16 protein-coding genes are annotated in these 17,335 nt (G+C 42.8%); 5 read left to right on the forward strand and 11 right to left on the reverse strand.

The window, feature by feature from the left end; genetic code table 11:
• Positions 1-133: 133 nt before the first annotated feature.
• From lgt to FQ082_RS10715, 3 genes are all read left to right on the forward strand, one after another.
• Positions 134-1,018 carry a prolipoprotein diacylglyceryl transferase gene (gene lgt, locus FQ082_RS10705; RefSeq protein ID WP_149493087.1) on the forward strand — a complete coding sequence of 295 codons (885 nt, stop codon included), beginning with the start codon at positions 134-136 and terminating at the stop codon, positions 1,016-1,018.
• Positions 1,019-1,091: 73 nt separating this feature from the next.
• Positions 1,092-1,964, forward strand: coding sequence for a thymidylate synthase (locus tag FQ082_RS10710; RefSeq protein ID WP_149493088.1), 873 nt, complete (start codon positions 1,092-1,094; stop codon positions 1,962-1,964).
• A 55-nt stretch (positions 1,965-2,019) separates the two neighbouring features.
• Positions 2,020-2,592, forward strand: coding sequence for a dihydrofolate reductase (locus FQ082_RS10715; RefSeq protein ID WP_133104941.1), 573 nt, complete (start codon positions 2,020-2,022; stop codon positions 2,590-2,592).
• Between the two features lie 117 nt (positions 2,593-2,709).
• Here the strand turns inward: FQ082_RS10715 and uvrC are convergent, their stop codons facing one another.
• Together uvrC and FQ082_RS10725 are read right to left on the reverse strand one after the other, a co-directional pair.
• Positions 2,710-4,554 (reverse strand): excinuclease ABC subunit UvrC, encoded by a 1,845-nt coding sequence (uvrC, locus tag FQ082_RS10720; protein ID WP_020444423.1) that lies wholly within the window; start codon positions 4,552-4,554, stop codon positions 2,710-2,712.
• 148 nt (positions 4,555-4,702) lie between these two features.
• Entirely contained in the window at positions 4,703-6,223 is a 1,521-nt protein-coding gene (locus FQ082_RS10725; RefSeq protein ID WP_149493089.1) for a DUF3360 family protein, read from the reverse strand.
• Between the two features lie 453 nt (positions 6,224-6,676).
• Here FQ082_RS10725 and FQ082_RS10730 point away from each other — a divergent pair, with 453 nt between their 5' ends.
• Complete coding sequence (locus FQ082_RS10730) at positions 6,677-7,234, forward strand: DUF4442 domain-containing protein (RefSeq protein ID WP_149409727.1); 558 nt, start codon at positions 6,677-6,679, stop codon at positions 7,232-7,234.
• A 211-nt stretch (positions 7,235-7,445) separates the two neighbouring features.
• Here the strand turns inward: FQ082_RS10730 and rplS are convergent, their stop codons facing one another.
• From rplS to rpsP, 4 genes are all read right to left on the reverse strand, one after another.
• Entirely contained in the window at positions 7,446-7,874 is a 429-nt protein-coding gene (rplS, locus tag FQ082_RS10735) for a 50S ribosomal protein L19 (protein ID WP_011514626.1), read from the reverse strand.
• A 181-nt stretch (positions 7,875-8,055) separates the two neighbouring features.
• Positions 8,056-8,820 carry a tRNA (guanosine(37)-N1)-methyltransferase TrmD gene (gene trmD / locus FQ082_RS10740; RefSeq protein ID WP_011514627.1) on the reverse strand — a complete coding sequence of 255 codons (765 nt, stop codon included), beginning with the start codon at positions 8,818-8,820 and terminating at the stop codon, positions 8,056-8,058.
• Positions 8,821-8,907: 87 nt separating this feature from the next.
• Positions 8,908-9,441 (reverse strand): ribosome maturation factor RimM, encoded by a 534-nt coding sequence (gene rimM / locus FQ082_RS10745; protein WP_149493090.1) that lies wholly within the window; start codon positions 9,439-9,441, stop codon positions 8,908-8,910.
• Between the two features lie 179 nt (positions 9,442-9,620).
• Positions 9,621-9,890, reverse strand: a complete 270-nt coding sequence (gene rpsP / locus FQ082_RS10750; protein ID WP_011281274.1) for a 30S ribosomal protein S16 — start codon at positions 9,888-9,890, stop codon at positions 9,621-9,623.
• A 274-nt stretch (positions 9,891-10,164) separates the two neighbouring features.
• Between rpsP and FQ082_RS10755 the strand changes: the two genes are divergently transcribed.
• Positions 10,165-11,634 (forward strand): ATP-binding protein, encoded by a 1,470-nt coding sequence (locus FQ082_RS10755; RefSeq protein ID WP_149493091.1) that lies wholly within the window; start codon positions 10,165-10,167, stop codon positions 11,632-11,634.
• A 177-nt stretch (positions 11,635-11,811) separates the two neighbouring features.
• On the opposite strand, the gene FQ082_RS13030 is transcribed toward FQ082_RS10755, so the two are convergent.
• From FQ082_RS13030 to atpD, 5 genes are all read right to left on the reverse strand, one after another.
• The gene (locus tag FQ082_RS13030; protein WP_188018949.1) at positions 11,812-11,988 is read right to left on the reverse strand and encodes a hypothetical protein; all 177 of its coding nucleotides are present in this window, start codon (positions 11,986-11,988) and stop codon (positions 11,812-11,814) included.
• 177 nt (positions 11,989-12,165) lie between these two features.
• On the reverse strand, positions 12,166-13,851 hold the full coding sequence (locus FQ082_RS10760; RefSeq protein ID WP_020444431.1) for an ATP-binding protein: 1,686 nt from the start codon (positions 13,849-13,851) through the stop codon (positions 12,166-12,168).
• Positions 13,852-14,104: 253 nt separating this feature from the next.
• Positions 14,105-14,821, reverse strand: a complete 717-nt coding sequence (locus FQ082_RS10765) for a response regulator (RefSeq protein WP_011514631.1) — start codon at positions 14,819-14,821, stop codon at positions 14,105-14,107.
• A 530-nt stretch (positions 14,822-15,351) separates the two neighbouring features.
• A complete protein-coding gene (locus tag FQ082_RS10770; RefSeq protein ID WP_149493092.1) occupies positions 15,352-15,768 on the reverse strand; it encodes a F0F1 ATP synthase subunit epsilon in 417 nt (138 codons plus the stop codon).
• Positions 15,769-15,872: 104 nt separating this feature from the next.
• Positions 15,873-17,306: a F0F1 ATP synthase subunit beta gene (atpD, locus tag FQ082_RS10775; protein ID WP_011514633.1), complete on the reverse strand. Its 1,434-nt coding sequence runs from the start codon at positions 17,304-17,306 to the stop codon at positions 15,873-15,875.
• Between the last annotated feature and the right edge of the window lie 29 nt (positions 17,307-17,335).

A 17,335-nucleotide genomic window follows, 5' to 3' on the forward strand; every position in this document is an offset into this window, starting at 1 on the left:
CTTTTTTTCATCTTATCGGTTTTTTTAGCGCTTTGCTATTCATTCAATAAACCATACATTTATCATAGTGTTCGCAAGGGATGAATTTTGCTATTATAGACAGCATTTAATTACCAATAATGATGATGCCCTTATGATAATTCATCCTCAGTATAATCCTGTAGCGCTGTCCTTGGGTCCAGTAGAAGTACACTGGTATGGCTTGATGTATTTGCTCGCATTTGCCGCAGCTTTTGGTCTGGCATGGTATCGCAGCAGCAAACGTGACAATTGGACCACCGATATGGTGTCTGATTTGGTCTTTTATGGTGCGCTTGGTGTCATTTTAGGCGGTCGTATCGGTTATGTGCTGTTTTATCAGTTTGGCGAGCTATTACAAAACCCTGCCTATCTATTAAAAGTTTGGGAAGGCGGTATGTCTTTCCACGGCGGTTTTCTCGGCGTTATGGTAGGTATGTGGTTTTTTGCTCGTAAATATAAGAAAACTGCCTTTCAAGTATTCGATTTTATCGTGCCTTGTGTACCAACCGGCTTATTATTTGGTCGCATCGGCAACTATATTAATGGTGAACTATGGGGACGCGTCTCAGACGGTGGCTATAACTGGCTGACCTACTTTCCGCAAGCCGCTGCCTTTGATATGGAGCAATTACAGAGCAATCCACAATTGCAAGAGTTGATGATTGAGGTCAATGGTCAGTATGTGCTGCCGCGTCACCCATCGCAGCTATACGAAGCCTTTGCCGAAGGTCTGCTGCTATTTATCTTCTTATGGTGGTATTCATCAAAGCCGCGTCCACGTATGGCTGCTTCTGCTGTGTTCTTACTAGGTTATGGTATCAGCCGATTTATCATCGAATTCTTCCGCCAGCCTGATGTTGACCAAGGATTTATTTTATTAGGTTGGATGACTAAAGGACAGCTATTGAGCGCACCGATGATTATCGCTGGTTTGATTATGCTAATTTATGCTTATAAGCGCGGTATTTATGATTGGGGTAAGCAAGCCGCTTATTAAGCTTTATCTTCTTCATGCACCACGTTAAGAACTATATTAAAGATGCGTTTTAATAGCGCAGAAGAGTAATTTTATGACCATGAACAGCTCTATCAGTAAAAACGAGCAAGCCTATTTAGACCTGCTACGCCTTGTCTTTAACGAAGGCACGGAAAAAGGTGATCGTACTGGTACTGGTACGCTGAGCCATTTTGGCGCGCAGTTACGTTTTAATTTAGCCGATGGCTTTCCATTGTTAACCACCAAAAAAGTTCATCTTAAGTCTATCACTTATGAGCTCCTATGGTTTTTAAGTGGCAGTACCCACGTTGATTATTTGCAACAAAACGGTGTACGCATTTGGAATGAATGGGCAACTACAGAGCAAACTGCGCGTTTTAATCGACCTGCAGGCGATTTAGGTCCTATTTATGGTCACCAATGGCGTAATTATGGCGCGACCACAACTGCAGATGGGCAGTATAACTCTGACGGTGTCGATCAAATCGCACAAGTGGTTGAACAAATAAAGACTAATCCTAACTCGCGGCGCTTGATTGTCTCTGGCTGGAATCCGGGTGAAGCAGATCAAGTTGCGCTGCCACCTTGTCATACGTTATTCCAGTTTTTTGTTGCGGATAATAAACTCTCCTGCCAACTCTATCAGCGCTCAGCAGATTTATTCCTAGGTGTGCCATTTAATATTGCCAGCTATGCCTTGCTCACCCATATGGTCGCACAAGTTTGTAATCTAGAAGTTGGTGAATTTATTTGGACCGGTGGCGATTGCCATATTTATCAAAACCACCGTGAGCAAGTGGAGCTGCAGCTGACCCGCTCGCTTTATACGCTGCCGACATTAGCACTTAACCCTAATGTAAAAGATATTTTTGCTTTTAATTATGAGGATATCAGCGTTGATGGGTATGAGTCTCATCCAGCGATTAAGGCGCAAGTTGCGGTATAGCGCCTGTTTGTTCAATTGTATTTAAATATATTTAAACATTAGCAAAGGATAATTTATGAGTTATGCCAACACCGAAGTTGCCCAAATAGCGGCTATCAGTAGCAATCGCTGTATTGGTAAAGACAATGAGCTACCGTGGCATATCTCAGCCGATTTACAGCATTTTAAAAGCATGACGACCAAACCAAATGACGGTGCGATACAAGGTATCGTCATTATGGGTCGCAAGACGTTTGAGTCAATGGGCAGCAAGCCGTTACCTAAACGTGTGAGCTTTATTATTAGTAGCCAGATAGATTATGCTGAGCAAAAAGGCTTAGTCGGCAGTGATAAAGCTTATGTAATGCATAATTTAGACGATGCCTTAACCCAAGCAGCAAGCCTTGCGCATGGTGCGCATCTTGATACGATTTGGGTAATTGGTGGCGAGCGCGTGTTTAGCGATGCATTGCTGTACACCGACCGTATCGAACTGACTCACGTCGATACTGAAATCGTTGATGGCGATGCCTTTTATCCTGAGCTGCCAAGTGAGTTTGAAGTTGCGGAAGAATCTGAGCAAATGCATGATGAAAAAAGCGCGTTAGATTTTAGATTTGTGACTTATAAAATAAAAAGCGCTGAATAATAGTAAAATTTTAAACAAAACGTAAAAAGAGGCTATCCTAAATAACTCTAGGACAGCCTCTTTTTTCATGTTCAAAGTTTATGAACATAAACCTAAATTTGACGAACATTACCTCGACTACTCATGCAGCACTTTATAAACGGTTTTCGCTAATACCGGACCAATTCCTTGCACGCCTGCCAATTCTTGCTGCGAGGCACCGAGCAATTGCTGCATGCCGCCAAAGTGATTGAGCAAGTCACGGCGGCGCTTTTCACCTAGCCCCGGAATCACTTCTAGCACCGACGATGAACGACGCTTATCGCGCTTCTTACGATGCGCTGTAATCGCAAAACGATGCGCTTCATCGCGGATATGCATTAATAAATGCAGCGCCTTGCTATCCATAGGCAAGTCAAGTGGCTCATGGTCAATAAAGTGTAGAACTTCAAGTCCAGCCTTACGTCCTTCACCTTTTGCCACACTGATAAGCAAAGTATCACCAAGGATACCCAACTCAGTCAGCACTTCTTTGGCGATACCAAGCTGCCCTTTACCACCATCGATAAGCAATAAATCCGGCAATGGCTGCTTCTTATAACGCCGTGTCAAAACCTGCTTCATCGCTGCATAGTCATCACCGCCGACAATGTCATGGATAGCATACTGACGATAATCACGACGACGCGAGCCACCTTGATCAAAGACCACACAGCTACCAATCGTCGCCTCGCCCATCGTATGCGAGATATCAAAACACTCGATACGGTCAATGGTACGATCCGTGACTTCAGTCAAAACATCTTTTAACGCCCCAAAGCGTGCATGTAACTCTAAATAATCACCAAGTTTGGTTTTTAGTGCATTATTAGTATTGAGTTTTGCTAAGTCTAACCATTCAGCACGGTGCTCACGTACGCTGGTTTTGATAACGACCTTACTACCAAAGTGTGTTGCCAACGCTTCACTCACTGCTAGCTGATCTGGTAATTCATCGCTCAATATAATCTCTGCTGGCAAATCATCTGTCACCTGAAAATAAAATGAGGTGATAAACGCTGATAAATTGTCTGCAAGAGGCTCACTGCTATCGACATCAGGGAAGTAGTTCTTACCGCCAAGCACGCGCCCACCACGAACCGTCAATACGTTGACACAGGTCATGCCTGCTTGACTGGCAATAGCAATCACATCTGCCTCACCCTGCACTGTATAAACGGCTTGCTTGGCTTGTACTTCACGCAGCATAGACAGCTGATCGCGATAAAAAACTGCCTTTTCAAAGTCTAGCTCTTCAGCAGAAGCTTCCATTTTTTCAATCAAAGCAGTATGGATATCACTAGAGTCACCTTTTAAGAAACGAATAGTATTATTGACGTCCTCGCTATATTCTTCTGGCGATACTAAGCCCACACAAGGAGCACGGCAACGCTTAATTTGGTATTCAAGACACGGACGCTTACGTTGCTTAAAAAAGGTATTGGTACATTGGCGCATTTGAAACATTTTTTGCATGAGCACCAGTGTTTCTTTTGCCGCATGCGCAGAAGGAAAAGGACCGAAAAAGCGACCCTTTTGGTGATTGCCTTTACCGCGACCATAAGCCAATCTTGGATAAGGCTTATCTGCTGAAATAAACACATAGAGATAGGATTTATCATCGCGCAGTAGCACGTTATAAGGCGGACGATATTCTTTAATCAGATTTTGCTCAAGTAACAGCGCTTCCGTCTCACTGCGGGTAATGATGGTTTCAATATTATGTATCCGTGCCACCAGTGCTCGTGTCTTAGGATGATCAATGGTTTTCGCAAAGTAGCTGTTCACACGGCTCTTGAGTGATTTAGCTTTGCCGACATATAAAATATCACCATTTTTACCCAGCATTTTATACACTCCCGGCAAGTTTGGCAGGCGCTGGATTAAATGTTTAAGACGGGCTTTCTTGTCATCGATGGGACTCGATTCTGAGACATTGACCATAGAATTTATTGCTCTCAAGATACTGATATACAGATGTTTATGGGGCGATGGTATGGGTTTTACAAGAACCCTTATCAGCTTAGCAATAACCATAAAAAAAGCCAGCACCAAGGCTGACTTTTTGCAGAAAAACAACCCTACAGTGCGACTAGTGACGGAAATTTGGTAATAGTGCTGGGATACCTGGCAACATACCGACGATAGCCATAACCCCGGTCAATATCACGAAGGTGATCACAGGAATAATCCAGCGGCTCATTTTGGTCAGACTGGCACTACGCTCTTTAGAGCCAATTAATCCTAAATTATCAAGCACCAAAGTAATAGACCAACCGAAGGCGGGATTCACCAACGCAGATGCAAAGACGACAATGGCGGCAGATTGGGTGGTTTTACCTTCGCGAGTCATCTCCATCCCAGCTTCAAGCAATGGAATGAATACCCCAACAATCAGAGCCACACACATCACTGGCTCCCAGATTGCCAAGTCCATAGGGTAACCCCAAACACCTGCGATAAGGCAGAATAGTCCTGTCAAAATCGCACCAGCTGGAATGGGACGTTTGGCAATTGCTGCAGGTACGATATACGTACCCCATGACGACGCAAAGTTCGCCCCACCGAGCACAGAACCTACGACCTGACGAAACGATGCACTGGTCATCGTATCATCAATATCCATCAGTACACGTTCAGTACGTTTGGGATAGCTGATTTTCTGGAAAACCTGATGACCTAAAAAATCTGGCGACCACATCGCCACTGCTAACACCGCAAAAGGTAATACCACGATAAAGCTCTCAACCGTCGGTAATCCTAACATCCAACCAGTATTTTCGCCCCACCAATACATAGGGCTCATATGCGGTAGACCGGGTGCGGTTTTAAAGGCAAAAGGTGCACCCATAGCGAACGCCACGCCACCACCTAACAAACAGCTCAGTGGCACAGCCAGCCAGCGCTTTTGAAAATTTTCTAACACGGCATACAAGATAATCGTCAGCAAAATCACCACAAAAGCAATATGCGCCATGCCAATGCCCTCTGCCCATGCAAACAAGTTTTTAACTTGTGATATCGTACCAATAAATCCCAAGTAGAGCAGCAAACCACCGCACACGCCTTTACTGGTCAAATTTGCTAGTAAACTGCCCCCTTTACTGATTGCCAATAATAATCCAAAGGCACCGATGAGCAGACCAAAGGCCATCGGGTGACCACCAGCTGCGACAACAATAGGAATAAGCGGAATTAAAGGCCCATGAGTACCCGCAAGGTTGGCGGTCGGTAGTAGAAAACCTGAGAATAAAATGACAAAAAACGAAACAATCAATAACTCATAACGGACGTTTTCTAAGATAAAAGCATCACCCAAACCGAGTGGTCCTGCAAAGGTCGCCGCAATAGCACCCACCATCACGACTTTACCAATGGTCGCTGCCATTGCAGGAATAGTATCCTCGTACTCAAAACGATAGTCACGGAACGGTAAGTTGGCGCGCCAGCGTTTTGGCTGCATGATTTGCAGTTCATGATTGAGGTAGGCATCACGATTTTTAAAACTTGAATAGGGCTTATGTAATTCTACATAACTACTTTGAACATCATTATCAGAAGGGGTTGGCTGCTGCGGATTGGCATCTAAAGGGGGAAGCTGCGTGTTACTCATCACATTTCCTTGTGTCGACCGACGTTTTAGTGACTGCTTATCCACTTACTACTCTTACGATAAGTGTTCAGCCACTGAAGAAAAAATGCAGTCATTGTATGTCATGAGACTTTAGAACGCGAATGTATAACGATTCGAATATACTATAAATATAGCAGCCATTAATAACATAAAGTTTCCTTTTGAAATAAATACAAACTTATTAACTACTTAGTTGCTAATAAAATAGTAGATTGTAGTCATTATGATGATGGTTCTTATAATTAATGATGCGTTATGGTACATAAACCATCGACAATCACGCAATAGACAAAAACAAAGCGCTAAGATTTGAATGAAGTTACGCTTTAGCTCTAGCGCCTTTATAAGTTTTTCACTATGATAAATACCTTTTTACCCATAACGATTGAATAATAGCAGTCTAAAAATCAAGAAGTTCCCTAGGATAAGTTTATGAGTTTACTACCCAAAAATCTTGAGACGCTAAAACGTAACGCTAAAAAAAATATTATGCCATTGCTCACGCCTTATCTGCTCAAGCTACGTATCAACACTTATGCACCTTATATCGGTGCCGGCATCAAGATTGAGCACATAAACCTTGACCAGGGTTTATGTGTGGTCAATATGGGACTAAATAGTTTAAATAAGAACATTGTAGGGACACAGTTTGGTGGCAGCTTATATTCAATGGTTGATCCATTTTATATGCTCATGCTCATGCATCAACTGGGTAGCAGTTACGTTGTTTGGGATAAAAGTTCACATATTGAATTTATCGCGCCGGGCAATAGCAAAGTCACTGCTCGCATGAAAATCCCTAGCAGTGAGATTAAAGCCATTCAAGAGCTGGCAAAAGAGGGTGAACCCGTCTTTCGTGAATACCAAGTAGATATCGTGGACGATCAGCAAAAGACCATCGCTATCGTCACCAAGACGCTATACATACGCTTGCGTAAGTACAGCAAATCTAAAGACCAAAACAGCCGTATTGAAAATCTCGATGATTAAAGGCAACGTTTAAAGCTTTAATTTAATTCTGTGATTTAAAGCGACAGAAACAAAAACCCCAATCTGGCATATGCACAGATTGGGGTTTTGTCTTTTTTGGTATGACCCGCTTATTTATATGATAAACCTATGAATAAGGGTTTGTATCTACTATCGCCTTACTCTAGTCAACTGTATACCATACAGCTCACTAAAGATGGCAAACTTTTGCTTAAATACCAGGTGCAGTTTCAACTGCATCAGGAACGCGAGCATCAGTTTTTGCCTTAACAACTTTAGGCGCACGCGGAGCAAGCTTCTCGCGGATACGTGCTGATTTACCAGAGCGCTCACGTAAGTAGTACAGTTTCGCACGGCGAACAGCGCCACGGCGTTTCACTTCAATGCTATCGATGATTGGTGAATGCAATTGGAATGCACGCTCAACACCAACGCCACTTGAGATTTTACGTACGGTAAACGCTGAGTTTAAACCGCGGTTACGCTTAGCAATTACAACGCCTTCAAAAGCCTGTAAACGCTCACGCTCACCTTCACGTACTTTTACTTGAACCACAACGGTATCGCCGGGTGCAAAGCTTGGGCGCTCAATCAATTGAGCATTTTCGATGACCTGAACCAATGGATGCTTGTTGCTCATGAGAGTTATCTCCTCACATTAGATAATAGAGGCTTGACGCATATCACCTGTTTGTAATAATTAATTATATCTCTTTTTAATAAGACACAACGTAAGTAGGTTATGACAAACGGCCATTATGCTATGACTCGTTTTGTTGTTGCTCAAAATTTTATTACTTAACTGCTTATCTTTTTAACCGCTATTTTTTATCAGCTTTTGCTAATGCCTTTAGCCACTTTGCTTGCTCTACCGTTGGCGTAAACGCTTGCCATAAGTCTGGACGACGCGCTTGCGTACGTTCGACTTGCTGACTAAAGCGCCACTTCGCGATATTGGCATGGTGACCTGAAAGTAACACTTCAGGCACTGCCATACCTGCAAACTCATGCGGCTTGGTATAATGTGGACAATCAAGCAAGCCATCGACGAACGAGTCTTGCTCAGCTGACTTATCATCACCCATAATATCAGGCAGACGACGTATCACACTATCCATTAGCACCATTGCCGGTAGCTCACCACCGGTAAGCACATAATCACCAAGTGATATTTCCATATCAACATACTGCGACAGTAAGCGCTCATCAATGCCTTCGTAACGACCGCATAATATAATCATGCCGTCATACTCGGTCATATCGACCACACTACTCTCACTCAGCGTCTGTCCTTGTGGCGACATATAAATCACCGGACAGTGCGCTTTGTCGACACGGCAGCCATGCTGACTTGCTCGTAGGCGCGCATCCTCAATCGCTTGGGATAATGGCTCAGCCATCATCACCATGCCAGGACCGCCACCATACGGACGTTCATCAATACGGCGATAATTATCACTGGTAAAATCACGCGGGTTGATGCATTCAATCGTTACTTGCTTCTGAGTGACTGCCCGACCTGTGATTCCAAACTCACGAATCGTGGCAAACATTTCAGGAAAAATACTAATAACGGCAAAATACATCAGATGTCTACTTGCGCAGTGGCTAATATTGGCTAAATAAATCGGTGTTATTACTGATAAAGCTTAACCGCAAAGTTAAAACTATTATCAATAGTCACTTGGCCATGCAACCAGCACTGTCTTTTCAGTCAGATCGACTTTCACTACAGTTTGCTTATGCCATGGAATTAGGCGCTCTTCTTTATCCAAGCTGTCTGTCGTTGCCGCAACCCGCATGATAGCGTGGGCGCCAGTTTCAAACATCTCAGTAATATCGCCTAGATATTCATCCTGCTCGTTCATTACGCGCAGGCTGACCAAATCCGACCAATAGTATTCATCCTCAGCAGGTTCTGGCAAGATGTCTTGCTCGACCCAAAGAGTTACCCCATTCATGGTCTCAGCAACATTACGATCAGGAATCTGCTCAAACTGAGCCACAATTCCTGTGCCTTGCTCACGCCAAGCCTTTACTGTCAAAGGTTTCATACCGGTAGCAGTTTCCATCCACCAAGGCTTGATATTAAATATCGCCGTACGATCGTCTGTTTCACTAAAGACCCAAAGCCAACCTTTTATGCCATAAGGCTTTTTGAGCTGACCAATTTTCATAAGGGCACTAGCGTTTGGAGCAGACGACATAACGGCTAACCTAACAATGATAAAAACAGCGATGATAAATAAAAAGCCATTAAAAACGATAAACGTCGTCAAAAGCGATAAACAGTTAATGGCGTACCCTGGTTAGACCAGTTACGCTAGGTATTCTTAAGCCAACTGATGGATGCATAAATGCACTATCAGTATGTTGCAGCCAAAACTTAAGCAGTAGCTTCAGTTTGAGCAGCAGACTTATTATAAGCTTTTGCTAATGAAGCAACGCGATCAGAAGGTTGTGCACCTTTTGCGACCCACGCATTATACGCTTCCATGTTCAAGCGCACTGCTTCTTCAGAATCTTTAGCGAGTGGGTTAAAAAAGCCGATGTTTTCAATATAGCGACCGTCACGCGCGCGGCGTTGATCAGCAACAACTACTTGATAAAATGGGCGTTTCTTGGCACCGCCCCGTGCTAAACGAATAACAACCATGTGAATTCTCTCTTTCGCAGGTATACCAAAAAGGGCATAATTATACCACAGTCTTATTTTATTGAAAACATAAACTGTGCTTATTTAATTATTTATTAACAATAGCTTAAATCGTTATGACTGTAAATAAGATTCATCATTCACGCTGCTAATATGATGGATACTCCTCTATCATATGCCTTTATCTTAAGCGGATGATATTGCCAGCGTTATTAATGGGTTATGCTATCCTAGCAATAGCATCTGTCACTGCCTCATTATAATTTGGATTCCTATGACCACGCCAAACCCACCATTGCCTCATAAAAGCTGGTTACCCCGCTCTTACTCTAATAGTCTGCTAACCACTCTAATGGTGGCTTTTATTGTTCTCATTAGCGTCGGGGTATCAATTTTGTTTTTTTGGCGCAGTCTATATTTACCAGAGCTCAAAAGCCATGCGCGCTATTTGACCAGCGAGCTTCGGCTGATGAACAGCGCCAATCGAGACTGGCAGGACAACCCTGAAGTCCGTCAGTGGATTTATCAGCACTCACATGTAGTAGTGGTAGATAATCCAAGTGACTTTCCAGAGGTTGCGGACAAAGCTTTTGTCAGTGTTTTTACGGATGTGTTACAGCGAGAAATCAGTGCACAATTGGGGCGACCAGTTGAAGTATATTTTAAATTTAAACCAACCCCTCAACTTTGGGTACAAGACAGTCGTGATAGCAGTTTTTGGATACGCGAACCTGTGGTCTATTATTCGCAGTACAGCCCTACTTTATTGATCTTGTTTTTGTTTGGGCTACCCATTTTGACACTGTTGACGATCATTTTATTAGCCCGTCAATTAAATCGTCCTCTACGTTATCTTCAACGTGCTGCTACCAACTATATTCAGTTGGGTCATGCAACAACGCTACCGACCCGTCATGGTCCTACCGAGATTCGCCAAGTAAATATGGCTTTTAACCGTCTGTTTACTACTCTCAACCAAGCGCAAAAAGAGCGTACGATAATGTTAGCCGGCATCTCACACGATTTGCGTACCCCGCTGACTCGTATGCGCTTAACTGCTGAAATGCTGCCCGATGATTTTTTTCGTGAAGGGTTGATTTACGATATCGAAGATATGGATGCTATTTTAGAGCAATTTATCTCGTTTATGAAAGATGGCTCCGATGAGCCTGTACGCCTTACCAATTTAGATACCATATTTAATGAGATTATGGTGCAATTTGCGCCACTAGAGTTTATTTATCAGTCAGAATGCAGCAAGCTTGTGCCCGTACGTCCTATGTCGATTAAGCGCCTGATTATCAATCTGGTGAATAATGCCAAGCGTTATGGTGAGCCGCCTATTTATCTGTCTGCTGTTGTCATGCCAACCTTTGTAGAAAAAGAGGTGATAGAATACAGCGATGTCGTGACCGAAAATACAGTCAATAAAGAAGCAAAAGAGCAGTTGATTATATGTGTGCGAGACTGCGGCGATGGGGTGGCAGAAGACCAACTCGAGCGTGTCATGCAGCCGTTTGAGCGTGGCGAATCAGCGCGTACCACTCAGGGTAGTGGACTCGGCTTGGCGATTGTTGACCGTATCGCGCGCTTGCATCATGGAACAGTTGAGGCTATTAATCATCCAGATGGTGGTCTGCAGGTCTGTATTCGCATCCCTCTCATCTCAGAAGTTGCCGGAGAGCAACCTTTGGATGTCGATCCCGCTACAAAGTCATTTATTGAGAAAGTTGATATTAAATAAAATAGATACGTGATTTTATGGGGCGAGACTGGGACGAATTTTTCTCGCTTAATCACTTTTATATTGAACTGATCATAATAGTGCCAATCAATAATACTAAAAAAGCAACGACTGGCTATCGTTGCTTTTTTAGTATTATTTTTTTAGATATAAAAACTTCAACGGTTATAAAACTTATTACTTGTTGCCAATAGCAGGCGGAATATACTCAGCACTGTTAGCAAACGCTAAAGGCTGGGTAATCTGATCCTGCGCTACCTTTAGAGTCTGAGTAGTACTTGGCTGCTGTAAGAATAAATAATATCCTAATGTCACAGCATTTAATACCACCAAACCCCCAAATAAATACGGCATCCGTTGCCCTCCTCCATTAAAGACTAAGTAACAGCAATAAATAACTTGTTAGCCTCATTTATGATCAGTTAGAAATAACATAGCTACAAGTGAAATACTATTTCGATAGGCATTTTGCTACCTTTATAAAAGTCATCTTAACAGCACTGTTTTATTTCAAAAGTATATTAACGATGCTTATGCATCAAACTCACGCTCACTCTTATCTTGGGTTAATTCATCGGCCGCTAAAATTTGTGTCAGTGGCTTGATAGGCCATGTCATCACAAACCGCGCGCCACCAAGATCTCGGCTCTCATCAACCTTCATACGACCATTAAACCAAAAAGCAATGCGTGATACGATAGACAAGCCCAAACCGTAGCCACCTGAGGCACGCGTCCGACTATCGTCTAAGCGGGAGAATGGAATAAAGACCTTTTCGCGATCTGCTTCTGGAATACCGTGACCATCATCTTCAACGCTGACAAAGGCATTGCCCTTTTTGACCCCAGCACTAATGATAATCGTAGTCTCTGCATAACGAAGAGCATTACCAGCCAAATTCTGAATCACGCGATGTAAGTAGCGTCTATCTGCTATTGCTTCTACTTTAGCATTTGGCAGTTTGGTGACAATTTTAATCGGTTTACCCAAGGCATTGGTTTCACGCTCAATCTGCTCAAGCAGTTCTCGAAGATTGACTGGTTCCAAATCTAGTTTGGGCGAGCCTTCTTCAAGTTTCGCATAGGTGAGAATCTCATCAATCAAGCCATTAAGTGCTTCGATATCTTCATCAATAAAGTCACGCTGCATAAAACGCGAATCTTCATCATCAGTATCTGCCAGCATATCAACAGCAAAGCGAATACGTGCAACGGGCGTACGTAGCTCATGTGACACCGCTCGCGTTAGCTCTCGCTGCGACTCAATCAAACGCTTAATATGAGAAGTCATGGCATTAAAGGTTGCAGCTAAACGGGCGATTTCATCTTGACCAATCACCTGTACTTGACTTTCAAGATTACCTTTACTGACCTCATTCACCCCGACCTGTATCAGTTGTAACTTGCGCTCAAGCGGGAAAATCAGTGCATACACACCCAAACTAATTAAAAACATACTGATCAAAATCATACTGACGATCAAGTTTAGTGGAAACCAATTAAATAAAGGTACTGGACCGATCAAAATTGCCATATCACTAATTTCAGACGGCACAATGACTTTGATAGACGAGTTACTTTTACTGGTATTGGTATCTTGCAATAAGATAACCACCTCATCACGGCGCAAGCGTGCCATCTGATCAGGATCCAAATTGAGCGCCGCTACTGCTTTAAATGCTAAAGGAAATGAAAACTTTTCTTCTAACTGTGCCAAACGTGCACGTTTATCAGACAAAGTAATATAATAGGACAAATCATCTAGCAAAAATACGGCGATAGCTCTGACTTGCTGCTCAGTCACTTGTGAGATACGCGCAGTCAAAACACCTTGATTGTCTGGTAGGCGATAATAGACATCGGCAGTGGTCAGTTGGCTGATATAGCGTACGACCGTGTTTTCTTTCTCAAAACGGCGCAGCTCGCTGGCATTAAAATCAACTTCATCGATAGACACGATCTTAAATTCTGAGCCAAACAAACTACTGGCATCAGACAACCAATAATCACGTTGCGCCTCGTTTTCTTGGTGAGCCAAACCCTCACTCACGATATGAAACGCCCCTGTCGCCATATTTTCACGATAAGATTGGACGCGCTCTTTATTGATGGTATCCATCAATAGCTGGGCAAATAGTGCCACACACAAGCAGACTATCAATAGCCCTGCATAAATACGAACAAAAATACTGTGTTTAAGAGAAGAGACTAATGACATACGTGCCGTGACCAACCTGATGAATAAGCGTTATCAATAGATATAATACCTATTATAACCACTATAGGATAATAGTTGCTGTGATATATATTTAATGATAATTAAACTAGTACATAAAATTATCGCTTAATTAAACCACATAACGCAGCAACTAAGGTTAAAAACTTAATATTTAAACCCTAAAAAACCAGCTTTACGCTGGTTTCTTATTGCATAACGAGGAACAATCAAGACTTATAGCAAAAGTCGGCGATTAGTTGCCTTCTTTTACGAATAGATAGCCTTTACTACGTACGGTTTTGATACGTTTTGGATTTTCTGGATCATCACCGATTTTTGGACGAATGCGTGAGATACGGACGTCAATAGAGCGATCTTGACCATCATACTCAATACCACGTAGACGCTCAAAGATATCTTCACGTGACAAGATACGTCCAGCATTAGAAGCAAGCAACCATAGTAGATCATATTCTGCACTGGTGAAATCTACTAACTCATCACCTAGATTCACTGAACGACCACCATTATCGATAACCAATTCACCAAACTCTAGACGCTGTGGCACATCTTCTGACGGGGCGTTTTCTGAACGGCGCAATAACGCACGAATACGCGCTAATAAAACACGTGGCTGAGCAGGCTTAGCAACATAATCGTCGGCGCCCATCTCAAGACCCAATACTTGATCCATATCTTCAGTACGAGCCGTCAGCATTAAGATAGGGTTTTGGTAATGTGGACGTACTTCACGACAGACTGTCAAGCCATCGCTACCTGGAAGCATGACATCAAGTACAACCAAATCTGGCTGCTCACTGACAATACGACGAATGGCGCGATTACCATCCGTTTCAATCGCCACTTCTAGACCGTTTTTGACCAAATAATCTTGGGTCAACATGGCCAGACGCTCATCGTCCTCAACAATCAAAATTCGGGGGGTGTTGTCATCATCATTCGTTGTCATTGTTATATCCTCTAATACATCTCATTTAAAAGTAGTCAAAATAAGAGCAGTAAAATGAATAGCACTACAAAATAGTGCAACTGCTGTTTATATAGCTGTTACAAACTTGGCAGCACAGTATACTATTAATCCTGCAGCTTCTTATACTATAGCTTATAGTCGTTAACAAAACCTATAAACTACGACCATTAAAACTTTATTTTACGTGCAAAAATCATACCGTTTATCATATTCAAAAAGCGTCAAATAACTTTATTTGCTGATAACCGTTTCGCTATGTCTAAAGCTTTCAATCATAAGCCTGATCACTAAGTAAAGCGCATAAAACAACTCAACTCTATAAGTTAGCAAACTATTTTCCAACCCTTAATATAACCATATATTGCCGTTGTTGCTAGTAGCTTTTTGGCTAAAAGCTAAAAACCATCACTATCCAATAAAACTAACAGCCATAAAAAAACAGCCCATAAAGGACTGTTTTTTTATGATTGCTTACAAGAGTAAATACTTACCCTTACAAGTAAAAAATATTAAGCACGGTTTTTGTACTTACGGATGGTCTGTAGCTGAGCAACAGATTCCGCCAATGACGCCAAGGCAGCATTAGTTTGTACGGTATCAGACTGGTTGACCAGCATTTGCTCCGCTTTCTTACGTGCTTCAACGATTTTACTTTCGTCAAGATTGTGTGCACGCATGGCAGTATCAGCAAGTACGGTAACCATTTTTGGCTGTACTTCTAGTACGCCACCTGAGACGTAAATCACTTCTTCTTCGCCATTTGGCGTTTGTACGCGCATTGCACCTGGCTTTAGCAAAGTAATAAGCGGAGTGTGACCTGGCAATATACCAATCTCGCCTTCGGTACCACTAGCTATTAACATGCTAATTTCGCCTGAATACAACTCTTCACGAGCACTTACGACGCGACATTGTAACGTTGCCATACTTAATTCCTTACTATCAAAGCGCGATCAAAAACGCAACACGTTACTAAAGAGTAGATATAAAGTTTATATTACACCTACTTTTTAGCGAATACTAATACCACTTACGCAGCAGAAGACTTCATTTTTTCAGCTTTAGCAACGACTTCGTCGATGCCGCCAGCCATATAGAAGGCTTGCTCTGGTAAGCTGTCATATTCACCTGCGATGATTGCTTTAAAGCTAGCAATGGTGTCGCGTAATGGTACATATTTACCAGGTGCACCAGTGAAGACTTCAGCGACATGGAATGGCTGTGATAAGAAGCGCTGAATTTTACGAGCGCGATAAACGACTAATTTATCTTCTTCTGATAACTCATCCATACCCAAAATCGCGATGATGTCTTTTAATTCTTTATAGCGCTGTAGAACTTCTTGAACACCACGAGCAACGTTGTAATGCTCTTCACCGATAACCAATGGATCAAGCTGACGTGACGTTGAATCTAATGGATCAACTGCAGGGTAGATACCTTGTGAAGCGATATCACGGCTTAGTACCACAGTTGCATCCAAGTGAGCAAACGTCGTTGCTGGTGATGGATCGGTCAAATCATCTGCAGGGACATATACCGCTTGCACAGAAGTAATAGAGCCTGATTGCGTAGAAGTAATACGCTCTTGCAGCATACCCATCTCTTCAGCAAGTGTTGGCTGATAACCAACCGCTGATGGCATACGACCAAGCAATGCTGATACTTCAGTACCGGCTAGTGTATAACGGTAGATGTTATCAACAAACAACAATACGTCACGACCTTTGCCAGTAGCAGGATCTTTCGTATCACGGAAGTATTCAGCCATGGTCAAACCAGACAGTGCAACACGTAGACGGTTACCCGGTGGCTCATTCATCTGACCGTATACCATCGCAACTTTAGATTTGCTAAAGTCTTCGGTGTTTACAACGCCAGCTTCTTGCATTTCGTGATAGAAATCGTTACCTTCACGCGTACGCTCACCAACACCCGCAAATACTGACAAACCTTCATGCTTAAGCGCGATGTTATTGATTAATTCCATCATGTTGACGGTTTTACCAACACCAGCACCACCAAACAGACCAACTTTACCACCTTTAGCAAACGGGCAAAGTAAATCGATTACTTTAATACCAGTCTCTAACAGCTCAGTACTGTTTGATTGTTCTGCATAGCTTGGCGCTTCACGGTGAATTGACCAACGCTCATCTGCTTGTACTGGGCCTTCTTCATCGATAGGACGACCAAGAACATCCATGATGCGACCTAACGTACCGATACCAACTGGCACAGAAATTGGGCCACCAGTATTGGTAACTGGAAGGTTACGCTTGAGTCCTTCAGTAGAACCCATAGCAATCGTACGTACGATGCCATCACCCAGCTGTTGCTGTACTTCTAAAGTAGTTTCGGTGCCATCAACTAGCAAAGCATCAAAAATCTTAGGTACTTCATTACGGTTGAACTCAACGTCAAGAACCGCGCCAATAATCTGTACAATACGACCGCTACTCATTGCGTTCTCCTGGAAATTCTGTATATATT

Origin of the sequence: Psychrobacter sp. ANT_H56B, assembly GCF_008369245.1 — a bacterium.
Classification (GTDB): Bacteria; Pseudomonadota; Gammaproteobacteria; order Pseudomonadales; family Moraxellaceae; genus Psychrobacter; species Psychrobacter cryohalolentis.